This window comes from Sphingobacterium sp. Mn56C (assembly GCF_049319645.1).
Taxonomy (GTDB): domain Bacteria; phylum Bacteroidota; class Bacteroidia; order Sphingobacteriales; family Sphingobacteriaceae; genus Sphingobacterium.
In genome coordinates this window covers 458898-478799 of the sequence record NZ_JBMOUC010000001.1, presented here as the reverse complement: position 1 = coordinate 478799, position 19902 = coordinate 458898, and the positions used below count along the sequence as shown (strand labels likewise).

18 protein-coding genes are annotated in these 19902 nt (G+C 40.4%); 11 read left to right on the top strand and 7 right to left on the bottom strand.

Translation table 11 applies throughout. The features are described from left to right. Positions 1-350 precede the first annotated feature (350 nt). From ACL9RF_RS02140 to ACL9RF_RS02120, 5 genes are all read left to right on the top strand, one after another. Positions 351-1082 (top strand): hypothetical protein, encoded by a 732-nt coding sequence (locus ACL9RF_RS02140; protein ID WP_422798951.1) that lies wholly within the window; start codon positions 351-353, stop codon positions 1080-1082. Positions 1083-1607: 525 nt separating this feature from the next. Next, entirely contained in the window at positions 1608-2213 is a 606-nt protein-coding gene (locus tag ACL9RF_RS02135) for a TetR/AcrR family transcriptional regulator (RefSeq protein WP_422798950.1), read from the top strand. A gap of 152 nt (positions 2214-2365) precedes the next feature. Further along, on the top strand, positions 2366-3541 hold the full coding sequence (locus ACL9RF_RS02130; protein ID WP_422798949.1) for an efflux RND transporter periplasmic adaptor subunit: 1176 nt from the start codon (positions 2366-2368) through the stop codon (positions 3539-3541). 95 nt (positions 3542-3636) lie between these two features. After that, the gene (locus tag ACL9RF_RS02125) at positions 3637-6819 is read left to right on the top strand and encodes an efflux RND transporter permease subunit (RefSeq protein ID WP_422798948.1); all 3183 of its coding nucleotides are present in this window, start codon (positions 3637-3639) and stop codon (positions 6817-6819) included. A gap of 23 nt (positions 6820-6842) precedes the next feature. Next, entirely contained in the window at positions 6843-8255 is a 1413-nt protein-coding gene (locus tag ACL9RF_RS02120) for an efflux transporter outer membrane subunit (RefSeq protein WP_422798947.1), read from the top strand. A 76-nt stretch (positions 8256-8331) separates the two neighbouring features. On the opposite strand, the gene ACL9RF_RS02115 is transcribed toward ACL9RF_RS02120, so the two are convergent. After that, positions 8332-8703: a winged helix-turn-helix transcriptional regulator gene (locus ACL9RF_RS02115; RefSeq protein WP_422798946.1), complete on the bottom strand. Its 372-nt coding sequence runs from the start codon at positions 8701-8703 to the stop codon at positions 8332-8334. Between the two features lie 156 nt (positions 8704-8859). Between ACL9RF_RS02115 and ACL9RF_RS02110 the strand changes: the two genes are divergently transcribed. Continuing rightward, the gene (locus ACL9RF_RS02110; protein WP_422798945.1) at positions 8860-9753 is read left to right on the top strand and encodes a class I SAM-dependent methyltransferase; all 894 of its coding nucleotides are present in this window, start codon (positions 8860-8862) and stop codon (positions 9751-9753) included. Positions 9754-9931: 178 nt separating this feature from the next. After that, a complete protein-coding gene (locus tag ACL9RF_RS02105) occupies positions 9932-10123 on the top strand; it encodes a hypothetical protein (protein ID WP_422798944.1) in 192 nt (63 codons plus the stop codon). Positions 10124-10159: 36 nt separating this feature from the next. Here the strand turns inward: ACL9RF_RS02105 and ACL9RF_RS02100 are convergent, their stop codons facing one another. From ACL9RF_RS02100 to ACL9RF_RS02090, 3 genes are all read right to left on the bottom strand, one after another. Beyond that, on the bottom strand, positions 10160-10825 hold the full coding sequence (locus tag ACL9RF_RS02100) for a response regulator (RefSeq protein WP_422798943.1): 666 nt from the start codon (positions 10823-10825) through the stop codon (positions 10160-10162). A gap of 14 nt (positions 10826-10839) precedes the next feature. Beyond that, positions 10840-12462, bottom strand: a complete 1623-nt coding sequence (locus tag ACL9RF_RS02095) for an ATP-binding protein (protein WP_422798942.1) — start codon at positions 12460-12462, stop codon at positions 10840-10842. Positions 12463-12663: 201 nt separating this feature from the next. Next, positions 12664-12819, bottom strand: a complete 156-nt coding sequence (locus ACL9RF_RS02090) for a hypothetical protein (protein ID WP_422798941.1) — start codon at positions 12817-12819, stop codon at positions 12664-12666. Between the two features lie 417 nt (positions 12820-13236). Here ACL9RF_RS02090 and ACL9RF_RS02085 point away from each other — a divergent pair, with 417 nt between their 5' ends. Then, the gene (locus ACL9RF_RS02085) at positions 13237-14217 is read left to right on the top strand and encodes a hypothetical protein (protein WP_422798940.1); all 981 of its coding nucleotides are present in this window, start codon (positions 13237-13239) and stop codon (positions 14215-14217) included. Between the two features lie 367 nt (positions 14218-14584). Continuing rightward, positions 14585-14980 carry a hypothetical protein gene (locus ACL9RF_RS02080; RefSeq protein WP_422798939.1) on the top strand — a complete coding sequence of 132 codons (396 nt, stop codon included), beginning with the start codon at positions 14585-14587 and terminating at the stop codon, positions 14978-14980. Here the strand turns inward: ACL9RF_RS02080 and dinB are convergent. Next, positions 14961-16127, bottom strand: a complete 1167-nt coding sequence (gene dinB / locus ACL9RF_RS02075) for a DNA polymerase IV (protein WP_422798938.1) — start codon at positions 16125-16127, stop codon at positions 14961-14963. The genes ACL9RF_RS02080 and dinB overlap by 20 nt on opposite strands. A 141-nt stretch (positions 16128-16268) precedes the next feature. On the opposite strand from dinB, the gene ACL9RF_RS02070 reads away from it, so the two are divergent. Then, positions 16269-16793 (top strand): GNAT family N-acetyltransferase, encoded by a 525-nt coding sequence (locus tag ACL9RF_RS02070; RefSeq protein ID WP_422798937.1) that lies wholly within the window; start codon positions 16269-16271, stop codon positions 16791-16793. A 607-nt stretch (positions 16794-17400) separates the two neighbouring features. Beyond that, the gene (locus ACL9RF_RS02065) at positions 17401-18057 is read left to right on the top strand and encodes a hypothetical protein (RefSeq protein ID WP_422798936.1); all 657 of its coding nucleotides are present in this window, start codon (positions 17401-17403) and stop codon (positions 18055-18057) included. Positions 18058-18133: 76 nt separating this feature from the next. Here the strand turns inward: ACL9RF_RS02065 and ACL9RF_RS02060 are convergent, their stop codons facing one another. Then, the gene (locus ACL9RF_RS02060; RefSeq protein WP_422798935.1) at positions 18134-18835 is read right to left on the bottom strand and encodes a LytR/AlgR family response regulator transcription factor; all 702 of its coding nucleotides are present in this window, start codon (positions 18833-18835) and stop codon (positions 18134-18136) included. Positions 18836-18841: 6 nt separating this feature from the next. Next, a complete protein-coding gene (locus ACL9RF_RS02055) occupies positions 18842-19855 on the bottom strand; it encodes a sensor histidine kinase (protein WP_422798934.1) in 1014 nt (337 codons plus the stop codon). Positions 19856-19902: the final 47 nt, after the last annotated feature.

Sequence of the window (19902 nt, the reverse complement as noted above, 5' to 3'; positions counted from 1 at the left end):
CTAAGGAATACTCCTATTCCATCATGCAAACGATAAACAAAAACTAGATGCTTGTCGACTCTATTGCAGGAAAGCGTTCCTATATGATAATACCAAGCCTGCAAATGCAGCGCTATAATATCAAACAAACAAACAAACAAACAAACAAACCCTATCTGCTGGCAACAGGTTAACAGACAAACCTGAGAACACGTTAACAATAGTTCACTGGGCATAACCGTAAATTCAAGTCCCAAAAAAGGTAGTTCACCAAAAAAATAAGAATTCGCGTAAGTATGCCCTCTACATTTGCAGCAGTAAAAAACACCCACAATTGTACCGCATAAAACATTAAGTAATACGCATAAACAATGAAAACAACAAAAACAACACAACAGAAATTCCGTAAAGAAGTTATCCTTATCCTGGCTGTGCTTACGCTATACGTATCCAGCGTTATGGCACAGAAATCCGCAGTAATGCATGCCTTTTCAAATTACAATATCGATGCGGGTATATTAAACCCCGGACGTTTACAACAAACCGAAGACTATGCTTTCGACATAAAGCAGCGTACGCTGGCGGGTAACAAAGAGAAGGTTATCATCGCCAAATTTACACCCACAAAAACCAGCGATGAGCGCTGGGATGTGGTATCTGTGGATGGGAAACCTGCCAGTAAAGGAGAAATTAGCACCTTTAGAAAAACACAAGTTAAACAGCCCGCCAATACTTCCGATATGCAGACCGACGATGGTAGCTTTAGGGTCGAAAAGGAGACTGCCGACTATCTTGTCGTTAGCTTTAAAGCCGCGGAGGGTGCTCTTGCAAAAGATGCTGCTTTTATGAAAGACTGCAGAAGCTACCTGACGATCAACCTCAAGACAAAAAAGCTCGAAAAGTCGGAGGTACTGAATGAGAAATCTGTACGCATAAAAGGTCTTACGGCCGAGAAGTTCCATGTCGTGGTAACGTATAGGTGGGACGAAACGGAAAACCGTTACTTTATTACCAGCGAAAATGTAGATATGACCCTTAGTATCGTAGGCCAAAAGGCTGCAGTACAAACAACTACCGAATACCGTAATTATAGTAAACAATAGGAATCAGGTATCGGTACTTGCCTTACGCCCAAACTTCCCGACATCAAAATAACTGCCACTTTTTTTAAAAACTGTATTTTGATGCTGGTTGTGAGGGCGTTTTTTTAACATACTAACGCCGCAGCGCTGCCCGCGCAAATAATTCCTTAGGCTGGCCATCGCCCCAAGGTGAATTGCGGCCTAAAGAGCTAAGGCTTTTGTTACTCTTCCCTAAAAATTACTTTCTATAGTAGAATACTTAAGATTAAACGGATTGTTGTATCCGTAGACGTATTCCTCTGCCCTACAGGAAAGCCTCATTCTACCCTCGCTTTTACTTTTTTGTAGGCTAGGTACCAGGTATCATTGTTTAAACCTGAATGATTTTGTTTTGAATAGTGCGTGAGCCTTTCTCAATGGCTTCCGCCAGTGTGTAGGAACTTGATTTTATTAACTTTTATATTTCCTGACAATTATATGTCATTTAAAAAAAATAAAACTCTCACTTTTGCCTAACATTGTTAAATCATTTACTGCTATAAGATAATGGGTAGCAAAGAACGTATACAGCGACTTAAAGACGAAAACAGAATAAATATTCTGGAAGCATCCCTTCAGATTGTGAAAGAAGAGGGCTGGCAGGCTTTGAGCATGCGTAAAATTGCGGACATTATTGAATATACAGCTCCAATGATCTATGAGTATTTTGCCAACAAAGAGGCTATACTGAATGAACTCTCCAGACAGGGGCATATTTTATTGACCAAGCGTATAAAGGAAGCGCAGGCTTTACATGAATCGCTGGAAAATCAATTGGAAGCCATGTGGTTAGCATACTGGGATTTTGCCTTTGAAGAACGCGAGTTGTATCAGCTTATGTTTGGTGTGGGTACCCCTTGTTGCGGCAGTAACAACGAGAAGAAGGAAAACTCTATCAATAGCTTCGGACTCCTTATCGCAGATGTAATCGCCGAAATAATGGCCGATCAGTACCCTTCCCCAGATTTAATCTGTCGAAAGTATTTCACATTCTGGTCGGTAATGCATGGGTTGATATCTATTAATTTAGTAAATCAAGGTAATGGTGATACCATCAATCAACTTGTTCTTAAGGATGCTATTTATGGTATTATTCACTCTCTAAAAGCATAATTCTTACGATCTTTTTTTTACCCCAATAGAAACGACATTAAATAATTTAACAGTGTTAAATGAATGGAAATATAAACGTAGATACCGAACAGATTTGCTGTTGGGTTTCTTAGGCCTCTTTTAATCGAACAAATACAATACATTACATACACATGAACAAATACCCAAATCTTAGGAAGCTCTATCCTTCTGTATTTAACAGTGTTAAATTACTGAATACAGTTAAATTTAGTGCAGTAATCGGACTACTTTTCTTACATAGCTGTACTACCGGAGTAAGCCAGCCTGCTCCGCCAGCAGCACCTGCATTACCGGTAACAACGATTTCTGGCGCCAACGAGTCGGTATACCAGGAGTATCCTGCGGCTATAGAGGGCGCTTCGAATATTGAAATTCGACCACAGGTTGGCGGAGCTTTGGAACGCATTTACGTAGACGAAGGTGCACGCGTAAGTAAGGGACAATTGTTATTTAAAATCAACGACCGCCCCTTTCAGGAACAGTTAAATCAAGCTAAAGCCAACTTGCTAGCGGCACGTGCTGAGCTGGAAAATGCAGAGCTTGAGGTGGAGAAAAAAACACGCCTGGTAGAAAATAAAGTGTTAACGGATTTTCAGCTTAAAACGGCAATTAGTAGCCGTAACATGGCTAAAGCGAGTGTTCAGCAGGCACTTTCTGCTGTTGAGGCGGCCAAAATTAATGTCGGTTACACCGAAATCCGGGCGACATCAAATGGTTATATCGGACGTTTGCTGAAAAAACAAGGTAGTTTGGTCGGCCCCGCAGACCTTGAACCCTTAACCAGCTTATCGGATGTACAGCAGTTACATGTCTACTTTTCGTTGGGCGAAAATGATTTTATTGCCTTCAAAAACGAGGCTGCAGGTAACAACCTGGAGCAAAAGTTAAAACAGCTGCCGGCAGTATCCTTGCTGTTATCGGATCAAAGTGTTTACGAGCATGCTGGAATGGTGGATATGGTCGACGGACAGTTTGATAAAAATACAGGGGCCATAACTTTACGGGCTACATTTCCAAATCCTGGTGGCGTGCTACGCAATGGTAATACCGGTAAGATACGCCTGGAGAAAAAATACAATAAGGCCCTGCTTGTTCCACAATCGGCAACACTGGAGGTGCAAGACAAAATTTTTGTGTATGCCGTAAACAAGGAAAACAAAGCTGTACAACAGGCAATTAAGGTGATTGGTAAAAGTGGTGAAAACTACCTGGTAGAATCGGGGCTGCACGAAGGTGACCGTATTATAGTAAAAGGTTTCGATCGCTTACAAGACGGTCAGGTCATTAACCCGCAAGCAGAAAAATAGTGCGCATAATATGCCGTTTACACATCGCTTTATACGACCTGTAAACAGGGTATTTTATTTAAAAATAACAGTTTAGTAATAGTAACAACGCAGTCATGCTTAAAAAAATAATAGAACGCCCCGTTCTGGCTACCGTAATCTCCATATTATTGGTGATTTTAGGTGTCCTCGGGATATTAAAGCTGCCCTTGCAGCAATTCCCAGATATTGCCCCTCCGGCAGTACAAGTTACCGCTTTATACCCTGGTGCCAATGCCGAAACTGTATTGCGCGCCGTTGCCCCTTCCCTGGAGGAGTCTATAAATGGGGTTGAAAATATGAGCTACATGAGCTCCACAGCCAGCAACGATGGCTCTTTGATGATTACCGTATACTTTAAATTGGGTACAGATCCTGATCAGGCCGCAGTAAACGTACAGAACCGTGTGGCACAGGCAACCAGTCAGCTCCCTACAGAGGTCGTTCAGGCAGGTATCACAACGGCCAAGCAGCAGAACAGTTTGATTATGGTATTGGATCTGTATACAGAGGATGATAGCAAATACGATCAAACATTTATTGCCAACTATGCGCAGATTAATATTATCCCAGAATTAAAACGTATTCAGGGTGTCGGTCAGGCGCTTCCTTTTGGTGGTAGTAAAGATTATTCCATGCGGGTATGGTTAAATCCTAACCAGATGGCAGCGTATAAACTTACCCCTGCCGAGGTTATGGCAGCCATACAAGACAAAAACGTGGAGGCTGCTCCGGGTAAGTTTGGAGAAAACAGCAAGGAGGCCTTTGAATTTGTTATCAAATATAAAGGAAAGCTTAACCAACCTACGGATTATGAAAATATTATTATCCGCTCTAATGCGGATGGTTCGGTATTGCGATTAAAAGATGTGGCACGCGTGGAATTGGGGGCTTATACTTATGCCAGCCATACGCGAATCAATGGTAAAGCGGGCTTAAATATTGGTGTTATGCAACTTGCAGGATCCAACGCCAACGAAATTCAGATTGCTATACATGAATTTATGGAGAAAGCGGCATTAAGCTTTCCTAAGGGGGTAAAATACTTGGTTCTTTACAATACCAAAGATGCTTTAGATCAGTCTATAGACCAGGTAAAGCATACCTTAATTGAGGCTTTTATATTGGTGTTCCTGGTGGTTTTTATTTTCTTACAGGATTTTAGATCGACTTTGATCCCTGCTATTGCCGTACCGGTAGCGATTGTAGGCACTTTCTTTTTTATGCAGCTATTTGGTTTTTCCATAAACTTATTAACGCTTTTTGCCTTGGTATTGGCTATCGGTATTGTGGTCGACGATGCGATTGTTGTCGTCGAAGCCGTGCACAGCAAAATGGAACATAGCAACCTCAGTCCCAAATTAGCGACGACCTCTGCCATGGGCGAGATTACTGGCGCTATTATCTCTATTACCCTCGTGATGTCGGCGGTATTCTTGCCGATTGGGTTTATGGAAGGCTCCACGGGTGTGTTTTACCGACAGTTTGCCTTTACATTGGCCATTGCCATCGTAATCTCGGCGGTAAATGCCTTGACATTAAGTCCGGCCTTATGTGCTTTATTCCTAAAACCTGTACATCACGGCGATGCAGCAGCGGAACAGAAGTTAACTTTTAAAGCGAAATTTTTTGCCGGTTTCAATGTGGGCTTCGAGAAAATTACCAACAACTATGTGGGCAGCCTTCGTTTTTTGGTGCGCCGTAAATGGGTGGGCTTGTCGGCTTTAGCGCTCTTGCTCCTGGCGACAATATTTATGATTCGTCGCACCCCTACAGGATTTATTCCTTCGGAGGATCAGGGCTTTATCGCGATTTCCTTGTCTATGCCTGCAGGGGCATCTTTGGATAGAACTACAGCTGCCTTAAAGGAAGCGGAAACACAGCTGCAGAATGCTGATTTTACCAAAACACTAAACGTACTATCGGGTTTTAATATTCTGACTCAATCGACTAGCCCTTCAGCTGGGGTGGCCTTTATCTTGCTAAAACCGCATAAAGAGCGCGGTGCAATAAAGGATATCAACGCCATAATGGCGGATGTTAACCAGCGTTTAGCCGATATTAAAGGGGCAAATTTCTTCGTCTTTACCTTCCCTACTGTACCGGGTTTCAGTAATGTGGATGGTTTGGATATGGTGCTTCAAGATCGTACAGGCGGCTCCTTAGGGAAATTCTCAGATGTAGGGCAGGGTTTTATCGGTCAGTTGATGCAGCGCCCTGAAATTATGGTTGCCTTCACGGCTTTTAGAGCCGACTACCCACAGTATGAGCTGCTGGTAGACGATATTAAGGCCGAGCAGCTGGGTGTAAAAACCCGTGATGTATTGCAGACCATGCAGGCTTATTTTGGCTCGTCGCAGGCTTCTGACTTCAACAGATTTGGTAAATACTACCGGGTTATGGTGCAGGCCGACTTTAAAGATCGTAGTGAGCCCTCGGCCATGGACGGCATTTTTGTAAAAAACAAAAACAACGATATGGTGCCTATAAAGACGTTGGTTACGTTAAACCGCGTTTATGGCCCGGAGACAGCCTCGCGCTATAATTTATTTAACTCCATTGGTATCAACGCGATTCCAAAACCGGGATACAGCACCGGGGATGCAATTCGTGCCGTAGAGGAAGTGGCTTCACAGCACCTGCCTACGGGGTATACTTATGAATTTTCGGGGATGACGAAGGAGGAGATGATATCTGGCGGACAGTCGACATTGATTTTTATTTTATGTTTGGTGTTTGTTTATTTCTTATTGGCGGCACAGTATGAAAGTTATATTATTCCGTTTGCCGTTATATTATCTATACCTACAGGAATTTTCGGGGTTTATGCCGCCATTGGATTAACCGGGATATCCAATAATATCTACGTGCAGGTGGCACTGGTCATGCTTATCGGTTTATTGGCGAAAAATGCAATCTTGATTATTGAATTTGCATTACAGGGGCGCCGCAATGGTCAGTCGATTACGGAGGCTGCCTTGGAGGCATCAAAACTACGCTTAAGGCCAATTATTATGACATCGCTTGCTTTTATTGTAGGGATGGTTCCTATGATGGGCGCGGTAGGGCCGTCGGCACAGGGTAACCATGCCATCAGTATTTCTGCTGCCGGTGGGATGCTGGCAGGGGTAGTTCTGGGTTTGTTTATTATTCCGATATTGTTTGTGATTTTCCAGTATTTACAGGAAAAAATAAGCAAGCCAAAATTTAATGAAACGGTTGACAATGTGCCTGCAACATCTGCCCCACTGCAGCACTAGTACACTACTTTAAAAATACTTACATGAAAATAAATAGCACATTTTTTGTAACCCTAGCGCTATCGACGAGCCTCTGGGCGTGCCAAACACAAAAGATCAACCACGATCTGGCGATGGCTGTGCCGGATACTTTTAGAACCGATATTCCTGTTGTAGCAGATAGCAGTATGGGTAATATTCCTTGGCGTGACTTCTTTCAGGACCCTGTTTTGCAGGGACTGATTGACACGGCAATTGTTCAAAATATGGACCTTAACCTGGCTGTGAAAAATATAGAAACAGCGCAGCTGTTGTTGCGTCAGGCTAAAGCTGGCAATATTCCGGCGATAAATCTCCAGATTCAAGCAACAAGCACCAACCCTTCAAACAACAGCTTAAATGGCCTTAGCTTAGGGCAGTTTTTAGGGCAAAATCATATTGAGGATTACACGGCTGCACTAGGGCTTTCCTGGGAGGCGGATATTTGGGGGAAGATAAAAAACCAAAAGGCGGCAGCATTGGCTGCTTACCTCCAAACCGAAGAGGCGCGCAAAGCGGTGCAAACACAACTTGTAAGTCAGGTTGCCAATGGCTACTATCAGCTATTGATGCTGTACCAATTGCGTGAAATTGCGGAGCAGAATTTGGGCCTTACAGAAAATACATTGAAAATGGCGCAGCAGCAGTATGAGGTCGGTGATATCAGTCTGCTGGCTGTGGAGCAAGTTGCCGCACAGCGTTTGGCCGCAGCAGCGTTAATTCCAGATTTTGAACAGCAGATACAACTTCAGGAAAATGCCTTACGTATCCTGAGTGGCGAATTTCCAAAAGCCATAAAAACATCCGCTAAACTTGCCGCTATTCACCTTCCGGTGGATATTAATGTGGGTATCCCAGCAGAATTATTAAGCAAAAGACCGGATGTTAAACAAGCGGAACTCCGGGTTACGGCGGCATCGGCGTCACAGCAGGTTGCCAAAGCACAGCTTTATCCTTCGTTAACGATTAGTGCGCAGGCTGGTTTAAATGCCTTTAAAACGAGCAACTGGTTTACCATTCCAGCATCGTTATTTGGTACAGTAACTGGTGGTATTACGCAGCCTATTTTGCAAAGAAGAGAGCTGAAAACTAAATATGAGGTGGCGCGTGTAGACTACGAAAAGTCGGTGATACAATTCCGCCAATCGGTTGTCAATGCCGTTGGGGAGGTCTCCGACGCGTTGGTGTCTTTAGAAAAACTTCAGGATAAACAGCGCATTGTTCAGCGTAAGGCCGAGAAACTTAAGGGAGCCATAAACCATGCAGATCTTCTTTTTGAAACGGGAACAGCTTCTTACCTGGAAGTAATCACGGCACAGAGCAATGCCTTACAGAGCGAGCTGGAACTGGCGCAGATACATAAAGCCGAACTAACGGCGGTTATTAATCTTTACCGCGCTTTAGGCGGTGGTTATTAAAAGTATGCGCTGCTGATCAGCAGCGGAGGTAATACTTTTTTGCGGAGGTGCCCCTAAAAGGGCATCTCCGCTTGTTTTATTCGCCCCCATCGGCAGCAATAGAACTATCCCTGTCGCCCAATACAATCTTACGATGTGCACGGCCCCAATTCCATAATTCAAACAATACTTTATTTATAGACCGCCCATGCTCCGTAAGACTGTATTCTACGCGCGGCGGTGTGCTTCGATACACTGTTCGCTGCAGCATCTTGTTTGCCAATAATACTTTCAGCTCTTTAGACAACGTTTTGTCGGTTATACCTTCAACATCGCGTACCAGCTCCGTAAAGCGCTTTGATCCAGCACATAGACTGTAGATAATCAATAACTTCCATCTTCCCTCCACGGCATCCAAGGCATCCTTAATGGGAAGCATGGCTTTCGAACAATCATTCTCAGAAATCATAGGCTAACTTATTTAAAATCAAAATACTATACTTTTGGATAGCGAAATTATGTGGTGCCTCCATCGCTTTAAAGCAATAAATGTAGCTATTTTTGTATGAACAATGGTCGTGGCATGGCCTTCTAAACAGCATACGAACAACAAAAGCACCCAGACATGAAGCCCCTAAGCAGCGTAAAGATTTTTAAAACCAATATACCTAACCTGGAAATAGCCATGCAGCTGCAGGATAAACTTGCAGCCTTATACCCCCAGGCAGTACTTAATTTTGGCTTTCAGGATTACGATAAAACGTTACACATTGGAGCGGCAGCAGTTCCGACAAATGCCATTGTGGCACAGGTACAAAGTTTTGGCTTCGAGTGCACTGTCCTAACCGATAATAGCGGTGCTGAACCGCAGCTATCGGTAGAACGTATGGCAAATTTCTGGGAAGATAGCTTTAAACAGTACCAGACCATGTGGGGCTTCGAGCCGGCAAAAGCGGCGGTATTAACCAAAAATAAATTTCTGAAAAACAATATTTATAACATTCTTATTCCTGGTTTTGGCTATGGACGAAATGCGAAGATATTTATCGATAATGGCATACAGGTTACTGGAATTGAAATTGCGCCGACCGCAATGGACTTGGCACGACAGCAGTTTGGAGAAACTATCCCGATTTACCATGGGTCGGTTACGGATATGCCCTTTGACACGAAAATATATACCGGAATTTTCTGTTATGGCCTGCTCTATTTACTAGATGCCGCGCAGCGCAAGAAACTTTTAAACGACTGCTATCAGCAGCTAGCTCCCGGTGGAATTATGGTATTTACCGTAATCTCAAAAAATTCACCTAACTATGGTAAGGGTAAACGTATTACAGACGATACGTTTGAAATTGCAGAGGGCGGACAGCTATTTTTTTATGATGCGGAAGCCGTAGAAAGGGAATTTAAAGATGTTAATCTTCTTGAATACACGGAAATCGATGAACAGTCTAACCCAAATCCTGGCAAACCTACGCTTAAGTTTTTCCTCGTTACTTGTAAACGGCCCCTATAATTAGAAAAGGAGGGCCTACATACTGACCTGCTTCAGAACAAACGGGAGGTTAACTGAAGAACCTCCTATTCGTTCATATTTCATAATTAAGTTAGTATATAATCTTTTTATAAGTATCTGTTTAATTGCAGTGTGATTGTTGTAGCAAAATACCTCTCGGTTTACAGCTTGGTATCAAATGGCTAAAAACACACCTAAACCTGAACCTAAACCTGAACCTGAAGCTAAACCTGACGCAGTAAAACTAAATAACAAAATCAGGCAAACCTTACGGAAAACCGTAAACCTTCCGCTTATTATACCAACCTCGTATTTTATAGGTTTAGCGGGTTTAGCTGGTTTAGCAGGTTTAGGAAATCAGTCTGCATGATTAATTTAATACATTACATATTCCTACAGTTACGCATTAAATAAGGCCGATATCCTTGCAGTACAAAATAAGCTGTTCATTTTTAGCGAAGCCCATTACATCGCGCATCAAGTTTAACCGTTTTTCAATGCTACTTAAACCCGACGGACGAATATCACGTTGTTGTAAATACACAGGAATATTTTTTTGGGATACTCCTTGCGAAAGCAGGGATATAATATGCAGATCCAACGTACTAAACTCGTGGCTATTTTTATCCTGGATAGACTCTTTCACATCAGGAGACTGATAGGTTCGGTTGGCATATATTTCTCCTAATGCTTCCTTCAAATGCTGCCCATCTTTACGCGCCTTGCGTACATAACCATCTACAATACGATTTCTTATTAGCTCATCGATATAGGAAGAGCGCAACTCGGCCGACAAAATAATAATCTTCAGATCAGGCTGCAACTGTTTCGCAATACGGATAAGGTCAATACCATTATCGATTTGTTGGGGTGTGTTATCATCTTCAAAAATCAAATCCGTAATTAATAACTCATAAGGTTCCCCTTCGCGGATAGCATTTTTAATCCAGTTTACAGCATGGTCGCAGTAATACACATATTTTGTGTTGGATATACCTAAATCCTGTAGGGTTTTCTGTACCGAAATATTAGCAATTTCGTGATCTTCGGCAATAAGAACTTTTTTGAACATAAGACTTTTTGTTTTTAAGAAATAGGTACTTTAATCTCAACTGTAAGACCCTTACCTACCTCACTCACAAAATTAATTTGTCCTGAAATACTTTCAATACGGTTTCCCGTACTGGTCAACCCATTTCCATAAATAACATCCTTACCCATGCCCACACCATTATCCTTGTAAAATATAACCAACTGATTACAAGTCCTTTCAAACTTAATAACCACATTTTTTGCCTGGCTATGTTTTTTCATATTCACCATCAACTCCTGCAACACCTGCTTAATTTCTTCAATTACAGCTTTACGTATACCCTTATAAAATTCAGACTCGTTACCAGCAATCAACACCCGATGTGTTTCATTCGCAAAAGACTTAAGTAGATCTGCAATCTGCTCGTTTATAGGTTGCTCTACCTTAGGTAAATCCTGCGCTTCATAAGATATATCGCGTGATTTATGGTACATATCCTCCAGCTTATCCAAAATACTGCCTCTATCGATATCACGCTTATACTCGATTTCGCTCATTACGCGATACAAACCATTGGCGACCACATCATGTATCTTCCTGGAGGTTTTGAGTTGGCTGGCCTTAATTTTATGCTGTGTTTCCAGAGATATTCGCTCTTTCTTCTTTTTATACCAAAAGCCAACACCGGCAACAAAAAGTAAAAATACCAAGGTTACAGCCCCAATAATCACCCGATGTAATATAATACGGTTTTCCTTTTCTTTATTCTCATTTTGCAAGCGCAGATTTTCGGCTTTATTTTTATCAACCTCATACCGTATTAGCGCAAATTGATTCTTTGCCGCTGTGCGCGCTTGCTGTACACTATCGGTGAGATTCCTATAGGTCTCAAAATAATGTTTTACCTTTTTCTGATTTGAACTTAAGGAAATAAGTTTACCTAAGGCAACTATTTGATCATCGGAATTTTGAATTTTTTTTGAGATTTCATAAAACTTTTCCAAAAAGTATATAGCTGAGTCTGGTTTAGAATTTTCATAATAGGTTGAAAGAAAAAAATAACTCGTGCTCTCCTCCACCAAATCTCTAGCTTCCTGTCTTAAATACAATGTTTTATAAAATTCAGGTGCTGCATGATATGTAGAATCTTCCAACCATTTCGTACGCGCAATATTAGATAAAATTCGAACATATTCTTTCGATGAGATAGGAACCTTCTCTAACTCCTTTTTATACATCTGGATAGCATCCATAAAAAAACCAAGTTTTTGATAGCTAAGCGCAATATTACTCCTGTAAATTATGGAGTTCAAAGAATCAGTCGAAAAAGTGAGAGCCTCCTGAAAAAAAGAAATTGCATTTTGATAATCTTTAAGTTGCAAAGAAGAAACACCAAGATTATTATAGTTAGTACTTAAATACACAAAATGATTAGGGTTTTTCTTATTGAGATATTCTATCGCCTGTAAAGCAGATTCTTGAGCACCAAAGTAATCGCCATAATCTTTTTGGGTAATTGACATATTAATCAAGCAATTTGCGGTATTCAAACTATCTTTGGCATCTATAAATAGGTTTTTAGCTAAATTAAAATATAAAAATGAACTATCCACTATGCCCTTATCCAAAAATTCGTAGGCCTTATCGTAATAAGGGTTATCAATTGTTTTCTTCAATTCATTAAAAGAAGAAGAACAACGAATAAATAAAAAAAACAGCAATAAAGCTAAAGTAGATGGTTTCAAGTAAGTTCGTTTTTCCGAAATTAAGGAAAATAAAAAAAGCTTACAATACCATTTTTTAAAAGGACATATAATTTTCTTAAAAAGAAAAAAAAGGGATATCTTTTATTCTAAAATATCCCTTTTTTGTATTTATTAGATACGCGGCGGACGTGGCGGACGTGGAGTTCCTGCCTCCCCATTGGTTGTATGACTATTATCTGCTGATACCTCCGTTTCTTCATCATAATCAAAAGAAGAAACTGTTGGATTACCTTGACTAAGCCAAAAAGCTAAAATTACATACCACATAATTCAAAAAATTAAAAAATAAATACCCTATAGTCCCACACGCTCCGTGCATGGGGTTGCTACGCTTATTGTTCAGAAGGCCTTCTGAATTTTGGGAAGTAAAAATTGCTAGTATCAAGAACGGTTAAACACTGCTTCCCACATCAGTGTTCACAGCCTTGATATAGGCAGATGTTAGAAATCATTGTACCTTTTCCTAGCAAGGAATTTTTGAAGTATCGTCTGATTTCGAAAACAAAACTACAGGCAGCAATCCATTTACCATCAGCGGTTTCCGATATTTCCAATATTTCCGATTGATTTCCGATAAATCATTAAAAAAGGAAGGAATCTCCGGTAAAAAAGTGGACAAATTTGATATGTATTATTTTACGGTTTCCCGTATTTTATAAGAATAAGGTATTTTAATTTTGTAGTATGTCCGATTTCGAATTATTCCGCGAAGAGGTGCTTTCCTATTACGAGCGCCAAAAGGTAAATAACTTATTACCAGTAATGCTTGCTGCCCCTAGTCCAGCAAATTTGAAGGAGCTGGCCCTTTTAAAATTTCGCCAAGGATTAACACCTGCTGATGAAAAAGTATACAGAGACTATTACTGTCCATTAGAATTTGAATCGGATTTAGGGAAAGCTATACGAACAAAGGATGTAGATAAGCATAAATCGATTCAAAATTTCATCTTGCGTAAAACAAAAGCGCCGAAAGAAGAGATTGTAAAATTAGTCGCTGTACTTATCGATTTTCAACCGCGCCCCTTTATATTTAATAACTGGAAGAGTGTTCAAGAGCATTATAACGTAAATAAAGAAATTTACTCCGCGAGCAAACCAACTACCGACTATACCACGGTCAACAAAATTAACCTCCCCAAAGAGCGCCATAGTATGGAGGTATCTGCAGCGGATATTAAAAAGGCACCACCGCCGCATACACCACATACGCCGCATAATGCACATGCTGCGCATAATATGTACATCAAACCAAGTGCACTGGACCGCTTTATACATAAGTATCGGGCCACTTTGTTTCTACTTGCCGGTATAATCTTACTCAGCCTAATTTCCTCCTTTTATCTATTACCCGTAAAACAATGCATGTGCTGGTTAGACGATCATTATATTGCAGTACACTGTACAAATACCGTCAACACGGTACGCGTTATCGCGTTGGATCAACATAAGCTGGCTACATTTAAGAAAATAAATGATCTGAATGCATTATGTAAAAATGGAGGTAAAGGCGTATGGTATTCCAAAATAAACGATGAGGTCGAATTTTTTACCGGACCAGGATATCATCCTATAGCAGACCAAATACCATTAAAGGTAGCTACAAATTATATAATTCAGGAGTATGTTGGCTGCAGCTTTCCAGATTATGTAGCGCGTAAGGAATAGCAACAGCATCCTGGTGGCAGTGTATGGCGATTTTTTTGTTAATAAAAACTTGTTAAAAAGGGTGCCTATATAAGATATGCACTACATTAAACGAATTGAACTGTAAACAAAACATACCCATATCATTGTTCGTTAGGTTGTTACTCCCCCCTTCAATACCGAGGCTTAAATCCTTTGTGCATACATTTTTTTCTTTTAGATTAAAACTTAACTTTAAAGAATTTTCAATATATTAATAAAAAACTATTCCCAATTTTATTTACAAAAAGATAAAGTTAAAACTTAATTAAAGTGATTTATATCACTTTAATTACACGGCATTCCAAAAAAATATGTATATTTAATACAAACAGTATTTACCTAAGCCATGAAACAACTTATTCTCGTAGATAGTGTACAAATAGGCGTATTTCTTTTTTTAGGCTACATTATTGAGGGGCCAAATAAGGAGTGCGGCTTTGCAATTTATATTTCCGATGCAGATAGACCTGTACTATGGATGTTAAAAGATACGGATGGCAATAAAGTAACGATTCATCTGGATGAAGATATTATTGCCCATATCGCTACCAAAAGCAAATCAGATTTTACACAACGCAAACAGAATTTCAAGAAAATATTAGACTTTATTGTAAGCAGCGAAAAGAAGGCCGCCTACATGGTCTTTAAGGGCATGGAAATGGAATATTTCAGCGACACCAAACTTTTGGCCAAAGCCAAGAGCAAATATATTCATACAGCGCCTAAATCGACCCTTTCTTAGGAGGGTCTGGGGCAAGAATTCCTTTCATAATACAAGCCTCACCATAACGCAGGCGCATCTTATCCATATACTGCAATAAGCTCACCTCTTCTGCCGTATCACTAAAGAGATCGGTCTGGTAATTGCCATAAATTAAATTGGAAAACTTAATTCCGATTAAGCGGATTAACATGCGTTTGCTATAGAGTTTTTTAAACAGTGCCATCACCTTTTCGCGTATTACACGATCTGAATTTGTGAACCCTATAGACAGCTGCTGCGTATAGGTATCAAAATTACTATAGCGTATTTTTAAGGTAATACAACTGGTCAGTTTTTTCTCCTTCCGCAGATCAAAAGCCAAGCTATCGACCATAGCAATCAATGTTTTACGCAAGAGCTCCATATCAATAGTATCTTGTAAGAAGGTCGTCTCCTTACTCATCGACTTCTGTTCCCGAAAAGGTATCACCAAACTGCCGTCCAAACCATTCGCTTTACGCCAGATAGTAACGCCGTTTTCGCCCAGCACACGCCGCATCGTAAATGCTTCCATCTGCTGTATAGTACCAATTTTGCTGATGCCCATATTCCGTAGCTGTATATACGACTTTTCGCCTACCATAGGTATTTTACGGATAGATAAGGGCGCTAGAAATGCACGTTCTGTCCCCGTTTTTACCAGGCACTCCCCACTGGGTTTTACCTGCCCTGTGGCAATCTTACTCACGGTTTTATTGACCGATAGGCCGAAGGAAATCGGCAGACCGGTATCCTTAATAATACGCTGTCGCAGCTCTTGTGTCCATTTCCAGCAGCCAAAAAAACGATCCATGCCGCTTACATCCAGGTAATGCTCATCAATACTCGCCTTCTCCACAAGAGGAGCTTCCTCTTCGATAATATCGGTTACTAACTGCGAGTATTTGCTATATTCATCATGATCACCACGCACCACAATAGCTTCCGGACATAACCGCAACGCCATCCGCATCGGCATCGCACTATGTACACCAAGTTTTCGGGCCTCGTAAGAACAAGAAGATACCACCCCACGATCCGAAAGGCTACCAATCAATACCGGCTTGTCTTTCAACGCAGTATTTTTTAAACGTTCTACCGATACAAAAAAAGAATCCAAATCACAGTGTACTATGCTACGTTCCATTATATTATCAACTATATTAAATCGAAAAGCCCATTGCTATCACAACAAATATAAGCGATAACCAAATCATTTTACTAAAAATATTAGCAAAATAATTTAGTTAACAGAAAAATCCCAAACTCTACTTACATTTACGGCACTATGCATACCATAGCCAAAACCATGAACGAATTAGATATACATATTGCCCAGCAACAAGATTTATCCCGCATTGTAGAAATATACAACAGTACAATTGCCTCCCGATTAGTAACCGCCGATACCGAGCCGGTTACGCCGGCGAGCAGGCAAAAATGGTTCGACGAACATACAGCCCATAAAAGGCCCTTGTGGGTTGTGAAAGACGATACGCAAACTATCGTTGCCTGGATTAGTTTTCAATCGTTCTACGGGCGCCCGGCCTATGATGGTACGGCGGAGGTTTCTATTTATATAGCCCCAGAACAACGTGGCAAAGGCTTAGGACAGCAGCTCTTACAGTTCGCAATAGAAAAAGCACCGGAATTTGCCATAAAAACACTACTCGGTTTTATTTTTTCGCACAATATCCCCAGTATAAAACTGTTCGAAAAATTTGGGTTTCAGGAATGGGGACATTTCCCCAATATCGCCGAGTTGGATAAGGTAGAACGAAGCCTTTCCATCTTTGGCAAAAGAGTCGGATAAGCAGCTGGGAGTTTTACGCCTGATCCATAAAACAAACTGTCCTGGACGCTTGGATCAACTCAACAATATAAAATTTACCTTTTTTTCTGCACGTCCTAGCTGTAGCTATAAACCACAGCAAAATATTGCATATTTTATGGGGTTCTATACCCCAAAGTTGCGCGTCAAAGAAATTATAAGGCTGTATACAACCCGTATAAACACCTGCGGCTAATACATTTTAGTACCCTTAAACAGGCTTTAAAGGCTTATTAAGGGAGTATAGAAAAATAATCTACTAATTCTATAGATTTTACTTGCTTTATTGAAAATTAGCACTTATCTTTGAGTCATCATAAAATAGGTTTATAATTGGTTATAAAGGTTTCCTCTCTCCCCGTTTGGAAACCTTTTTTATTTTTATCCCATTTATTTAGGCGAGTAGCAACGTAGCGTAGCGCCCTAATTTAATTTTTTCATTACCAATTAAAGACAAATCAGCAACGGAGCGAAAGAAAGTGAAATAAAAAATAAGTTCTAGGGTTCAGAAAGTTCTTACTTTATTTTTTTTTCATTAACTTGCATGCCAAAGCACCACATAGTCAAACAAATTGGCTATCAGTAAATTATGAAAAGGGGAATACTATATTACATCATAACCATCTTAACTTTAGCAAGCTGTGGAAAGGAAGGCCCCTTTACACAAGAGCCCTTGGTGATGACATTTGATAGTGTACAAACCCTTTCTCCACTACAGGTGTACAGCAAAAAAGGTTTAATCAGCCAGGATTCCAAAAACAAAACGAATATCACAAATTTCTTAAATAACCTCTACAGCATCGGTAGCGTAAACTATCAATCCAAATTCATCGTTCCCGACAGCAGTTATGGCAAGGCACATTTCACCTTTTATCCGGATGGAAAAATAACGTATGCTACACCGATTACAAAAGTAAAGCTGCAAGATGCAACATCAATTATGCAATCGCCCATACAAAACAGTGTAACCGAAGATGTACTTGTAACGACTTCATTTTTTAAGTATGGCTATGATATCTCGGCAGACAATAAATACAACTATCAGTATATCGTAAAAGGTAATGACCGCACGCTTAGTGTATCCCTCCTATCCTATAAGTATATTAAATACTCCGATCAGGGAAAACTAATTTCAGTGAATTTTGGCCGTGTTCATAACGAGTTTAATCCAAACTTTTTAACAAATTTAGGTAAGAACGATACGCTGGCGGTGCAGCAATTTTCGTTGCATTATTCTGTAAAATAATAAAGCACCCGAAGTTTACTTCCTTGCATATTCAACTTGTCAGCGCCTGGTAGGTTTACCAACAAAAATCAGTACACTAAGCCTCATTCTTGGCCTGCAACAACCTCTCCTGCAACTCCCGTCGAAAGGTAATACCCACGGGCAAATTGATATCCGTCAGAAAAACCTGTCCGTTTTCATACTTATGAACCTTTTGCAAAGCCACAATATACGATTTATGGATACGTAAAAATTGTGATGCTGGCACTTGCTGCAGAATCTGTTGTGTTGTCGACGCCGTAAGGTAGGTACGCGTTCCGGTTACGATTTTCACGTAATTACCAAAACTTTGTATATAATCTATTAAACTTAATCGGATTTCAATCCACCGCCCATCCATTTTAATGGTTAGGGTTTTAGGTTCATCTATCACTTTCTGCTCCTGCCCCTTATAGGCTAAAAAACGTTCTATAGATTTCAGAAAGCGTGGAAAAGAAATCGGCTTCAACAGGTAATCCATTACCCCATATTCATAACTCTCCAAAGCATACTCGGAGTAGGCGGTGGTTAGTATAGTATGCGGCGGATTGCTTAACATACGTAAAAATTCGATACCATTAATTTCGGGCATATCGATATCCAGAAATATCAGATCCACCTTATATTGCCTTAAATAATTTAGGGCTTCCAAGGCATTATAACATTGCTCAACCAACTGCAAGTTCGGGTTACGCTCGATATAATTTGCCAGCACATAATGTGCGGCGGGTTCATCATCTACAATAATACAAGTATACATACACATCTACGACAGCTCCATTTGTAAAGATACATTAAACTCTGAAAGACCCGCATGGATATTGAGCTGGTATCTTTTCGGGTACATATGCTCCAGACGAGCCTTTGCATTTTCTAAGCCAATGCGGGTGGACTGAATTTTACTTTTCCGCTCGGGAATAGAATTTTTTACCGAAAGGTGCAATACCCCACCCCGCAGCTCCAGCACAATTTTTATAAAACAGTCTTCAAGGCTGCAGGTACCATGCTTAAAGGCATTCTCCACATAGGTAATCAGCAGCATGGGTGCTATTTGGTAGTGACATTCAATATTTTCGGGATACACAAACTCTATTTTACTTCTATACCCAACGCGTTCGTTTTCCAACTCAATATAATTGGCAATAAAATCAATCTCATCGGCCAAGCAAACATACTCTTTTTTAGTATTCTCCAACTGATAACGCAGCAATTGCGAGACTTTAATAATCATTTCCGAGGTACGCTCCGGAAACTTTAAACTTATGCCATAAACCGTATTCAGGGTATTAAAGAGAAAATGCGGGTTAAGTTGCTTTTTCAGGTAATCGATCTGGGTTTGATTAGACAAAAGTTCGGTTTTTGTCTTTTGCCGCTGGTAGCGATAATATTCTATAAATTGTATACTTCCCAAGATACAAATCAACGTACCTAACAACACCCCGAACTGATAATGGAATGTATTTTGTATTAAATCTTTGTATAAAAAACAGTTTTTATAGATTACATTTTCCGTTAATAGGCGCAAAACCAAGGAGAACAGCAGCAGTACCGTTACCGACGACAAAATATAACCTAAGGGGTTATTCTTCTTAATCAAAATCGGTAGCAGCAGAAAACGGTTAAACTGGGCGTGGCTATAGAGGATAAGAAAATAAATAACCCCCATAAAAAAACCTTTCCAGCTTAAAATAAGAATCCAGTCGTTTAATGTAAACAGGATAAAGGAGAATACCAATAAGGTAAATTCTACCATCCATTTATTCTCAAACACCTTGCGCATAAGCCCTTCTAATTAATAGTTTAACGGTTACAAAGTAATAACATAAA